The sequence below is a fragment of the Hymenobacter agri genome, assembly GCF_054778495.1.
Genome location: NZ_BAAGZM010000401.1, coordinates 1 through 4,001, shown reverse-complemented (window position 1 = coordinate 4,001; position 4,001 = coordinate 1). Strand labels below are relative to the sequence as shown.

At 62.6% G+C, this 4,001-nt stretch carries 3 protein-coding genes and 1 pseudogene; 2 read left to right on the top strand and 2 right to left on the bottom strand.

What is annotated here, in order from left to right; genetic code table 11:
* Together ACYVDE_RS16570 and ACYVDE_RS16565 are read left to right on the top strand one after the other, a co-directional pair.
* On the top strand, positions 1-314 hold a 314-nt coding region (locus ACYVDE_RS16570; protein ID WP_460502661.1), incomplete at its 5' end, for a HupE/UreJ family protein.
* Positions 315-422: 108 nt separating this feature from the next.
* Complete coding sequence (locus tag ACYVDE_RS16565; RefSeq protein WP_460502660.1) at positions 423-2,786, top strand: M1 family metallopeptidase; 2,364 nt, start codon at positions 423-425, stop codon at positions 2,784-2,786.
* Positions 2,787-2,964: 178 nt separating this feature from the next.
* On the opposite strand, the gene ACYVDE_RS16560 is transcribed toward ACYVDE_RS16565, so the two are convergent.
* Both ACYVDE_RS16560 and ACYVDE_RS16555 read right to left on the bottom strand, forming a co-directional pair.
* Entirely contained in the window at positions 2,965-3,630 is a 666-nt protein-coding gene (locus ACYVDE_RS16560; protein ID WP_460502659.1) for a cytochrome b/b6 domain-containing protein, read from the bottom strand.
* Between the two features lie 21 nt (positions 3,631-3,651).
* Positions 3,652-4,001: pseudogene (locus tag ACYVDE_RS16555) on the bottom strand (hypothetical protein); the annotation flags it as partial.

Here is a 4,001-nt window from a genome sequence, read left to right as displayed (position 1 = left end):
TGCGGCCCCGCCCGGCCCCGGTGCTGGCGGCCGCGCCCAACGCGTTGGCTCTTGCTTTCGGGCTGATTCACGGGCTGGGTTTCTCGAACTACCTGCGGGCGCTGCTGGGGCCCAACAGCCGCCCGGTGCAGGAGCTGCTGGCCTTCAACGTAGGCGTGGAGCTGGGACAGGTATTGATTGTCGGCATCATTCTGCTGCTGGGGGCGCTGCTGTTGCGCGGCTTCGGCGTGCAGCGGCGCGACTGGTTGCTCACAACCAGCGGCGCGGCCCTGGGCATTGCCGCTCTGCTGCTGGTGCAGCTGCTGGGGGCGTAGGCTGCACATCACGGGGCCGGGGGTGAGGTTGCCGCAACCTTGCCGTAACTTTCAGCGACCTTATCGGTCGCCATTTCTAATCTGATTTCTTCACTTCACGCTTTTTCTATGCGTCGTCTTTTATTCGCGGGCCTAGTGCTGGCCGTGGCGGGCCAACAGGCCGCCGTGGCCCAGACCACCAATTCGGGCACCGACAAATTTGCGCAGCTCGAAACGATGCTGCCCACGCCCAACAGCTACCGCACCGCCAGCGGCGCGCCCGGCACCGACTACTGGCAGCAGCGGGCCGACTACGACATCAAAGTCACCCTCGATGATGCCAAGCAGGCCCTCACCGGCCGCGAAACCATCACCTACACCAACCTCTCGCCCGATGCGCTGCCCTACCTCTGGGTGCAGCTCGACCAGAACATCTTCGAGAAAAACTCCATTGCCAACGCCACGCAGGTGGGCCAGTTGCAGGATAAGATGACCTTCCAGGCCGTAGAGGGTATGACTTCCACTTTCGATGGCGGCTTCAAGATTGAGGCCGTGACCGGCAAGGACGGCCGCGCCCTGCACACCGTCATCAACAACACGATGATGCGCGTGGACCTGCCCACGCCGCTGCTGCCGCGCCAGTCGGTGTCGTTCAGCGTGAAGTGGCACTACAACATCACCGACCAGTATAAGCAGGGGGGGCGCAGCGGCTTCGAGTACTTCGCCGACGACAAGAACTACCTCTACGAGATGGCCCAGTTCTACCCCCGCATGGCCGTGTATTCGGACAATCAGGGCTGGCAGCACAAGCAGTTTCTGGGCAACGGCGAGTTCACGCTGCCCTTCGGCGACTACAAAGTGAGCATCACCGCGCCGGCCGACCACATCGTGGGTGCCACCGGCACGCTGCAAAACGCCGCGCAGGTACTCACCGCCACGCAAATGAAGCGCTGGGAGCAGGCCAAATCGGCCACCAAGCCTGTGCTCATCGTGAGCCAGGAAGAGGCCGTGAAGAACGAAGCCAGCCGCGCCACCGGCACCAAAACCTGGAATTTCGCCGCCAAAAATGTGCGCGACTTCGCCTGGGCCAGCTCGCGCAAGTTCATCTGGGATGCCATGCAGATTAAGCAGGAAGGCAAACCCGTGATGTGCATGAGCTACTACCCCAAGGAAGGCAACCCGCTGTGGGGCCAGTATTCGACGCAGGTAGTGGCGCACACCATCAAAACCTACTCGAAATACACCATCCCGTACCAGTACCCGGTGGCCATTTCGGTGCACGGCCCGGTGGGCGGCATGGAGTACCCGATGTTGTGCTTCAACGGCGGCCGCCCCGAGAAGGACGGTACGTACTCGCAGAACACCAAGTACGGGATGATTTCGGTGATTATCCACGAAGTTGGCCACAACTTCTTCCCCATGATTATCAACTCCGACGAGCGGCAATGGAGCTGGATGGACGAGGGCCTGAACTCCTTCGTGCAGTTTCTCACCGAGCAGGAGTGGGAGCGCAACTACCCCAGCCGCCGCGGCGAGCCGCGCAATATCGCGGCCTACATGGCCACGGCCGACAACCTGCAGTCGCCGATTATGATTAACTCGGAGTCGGCCCTGCAGTTCGGCAATAACGCCTACGGCAAGCCCGCCACGGCCCTCAACATCCTGCGCGAAACGGTAATGGGCCGCGAGCTGTTCGACTACGCCTTCAAGACCTACGCCAAGCGCTGGGCCTACAAGCACCCCACGCCCGCCGACCTGTTCCGCACCATGGAAGACGCTTCGGCCGTCGACCTCGACTGGTTCTGGCGCGGCTGGTTCTACACCACCGAGCACACCGACCTGGCCCTGGAATCGGTGAAGAGCTACAACGCCAGCACCCGCAACCCGCAGGTAGAGAATGCCCGCCTGCAACAGCAGAAAGCCGCCGCGCCGCAGTCCATCACGGCCCAGCGCAACGCCACCGACATCGCCAAAACGCTGGTGGAGGAGAAGCCCGAGCTGAAGGACTTCTACAACAGCTACGACCCGCTGGCCGTGACGCCCGCCGACCAGCAGCGCTACACCGCCATGCTCAACGGCCTCACGCCCGAGCAGCAGCAGCGCCTCAACGACGCGCAGAGTAACTTCTACGAGCTGAGCTTCCGCAACGTGGGCGGCCTGGTGATGCCCATCGTGCTGCAAATGACCTACGCCGACAACACCCAGGAAATCCAGACCATTCCGGCCGAAATCTGGCGCAAGAACAACGCCCAGGTGACGAAGGTCATCGTGACGAAGAAGCCCGTCATCAGCTTCGTGATTGACCCCTTCCAGCAAACGGCCGACACGGATTTGAGCAACAATGCTTTCCCGCGCCAACCCGCCGCCTCGCGCTTCGAGCTGTTTGAGCAGCAGCGCCCGCAGGCTCCGGCCAACCCCATGCAGCAGGCTGCCAAAGCCGCTACCAGCCCCATGCAGAAGCTGGAGCAGAAGCCCGGCAGCAGCGGGAACTAGCCAAGCGTCAACCTCACCCCCTGACCCCCTCTCCTTGGGGAGAGGGGGCACCGGTTCGGACCAGGCAGTAAACAAAAAGAGCCCAGCGTAGTGCGCTGGGCTCTTTTTGTCTGTGGGTTTACGTCAGGTGCATTTCCGGTGACCCCTCTCCCCAAGGAGAGGGGGTCAGGGGGTGAGGTTACGCCCGCGGCGGAATGTTCGGAGCCTCACCGCCCACCATGCGCGAAATCAGCCCGTGGTCTTCCTTGCTCTCGGCCAGCACCACGCCCACCACGTGCAGCAGAATGAAGCCGATAATGAGGTACATCGTCACGTTGTGCACCTCCTCGGCCAAGTGCTGAATGTCCTTCAGCCACGACACGTCCTCGAAAATGAGAATCAGCCCCGTGGCCACCATGATGGTGATGAACAGGTAAAACAGCGCGTAGGTGGTTTTAGCGAACAGAATTTTGCCGGCCTTGCTCTTATCGGCCGGTGGGGCCAGCCGGTAGCGGCGCAAAATCTCCATCAGCCGCGCCGAGAAGCGTAGCTCCGAAGGCCCCGACAACTGCAAACCCAGCCGGAACACCCACAGCGCCACCAGCGTCCAGCCGAAGTAGATGTGCCAGGCCCAGATGCGCTCGCTGATGATGTGCGCCAGCTCGCGCGCCTGCGGCACCGACACCTCCTTGCCCGACGACTGCAGCTCCGGCACCGCCGTTTTCGCCTTCACAATCACCTTCTGAAACAGAATGGTCATCAATTGCAGTGAAATCAGCAGCGCGTTGGCCCAGTGCCAGAGGCGCAGCGAGCCCCGGTAATCTTTGATGGGTACTTCGACGGCGGGGGCAATGCTTGGGTTCATGGGGCGAAAGATTGAAGGGTTTTACAGCGAAAGGGCCGCCGCTTCTACGGCTGCCGCCAGCTGCGGTTCGACGCGGCCGGGGTATTGCAGCAGCGCCGCCGCGAGGCAGTCGAAGGCCGCATTCAGGTCGTGCTGGTTGATGACGTAGGCCAGGCGCACTTCCTGCCGGCCCAGGCCCGGCGTTTGGTAGAAGCCGTTGGCAGGCGAGAGCATCAGCGTTTGATTATCAAGCGTGAACTCTTCGAGCAGCCACTGGCCGAAGGCTTCGGCATCGTCGACGGGCAGGCGGGCCACCACGTAGAAGGCCCCGCCCGGTACCGGGCAGGTCACGCCCGGCATGGCGCGCAGGCGGGCCACGGTGAGGTCGCGGC